Below are 436 nucleotides of genomic sequence, written 5' to 3' on the forward strand. Positions count from 1 at the left end.
GAGTATCTTCTCTTCTTCAAGGGACCCGCCTGTTTGCGGATCTTGTTTTACAGTAACTTTTGTCTGTTCTATACTTTCTTTTCCTCTACTATCTTTCACAGTTAGTTCCACAGTATATGTTCCTTTTTCTCCATATATGTGGGTAGGATTCGCTTTTGTACTTGTTATACCATCCCCAAAGTTCCATAGATAAGAAATAACTTTTCCATTTTCACTTGTTGTACCATTGCTATGGAATTGAATTTCTTCATTTACTATCCCGCTGTATGGTCCATTCATATTTACTATAGTAGTCGTTTTTTCTTTTTCCTCTGTCGCAACACCATGGAAAACAATATCATATTCAAATTGATTAGCTGCATTCACACGATAGTTTACAAAATAGGCTGTAACTGTTTTATAACCGCTCCACCCTTTTTGGGATAACTGCTCTAAA

1 protein-coding gene is annotated in these 436 nt (G+C 35.8%); it reads right to left on the reverse strand.

What is annotated here, in order from left to right; translation table 11 throughout:
- Positions 1–436: PKD domain-containing protein (locus tag MR107_RS30415; RefSeq protein WP_242293184.1), on the reverse strand; the 436-nt coding region annotated here is incomplete at both ends.

It is taken from the genome of Bacillus cereus group sp. BfR-BA-01441 (assembly GCF_022663075.1).
GTDB classification, from domain to species: Bacteria; Bacillota; Bacilli; order Bacillales; family Bacillaceae_G; genus Bacillus_A; species Bacillus_A cereus.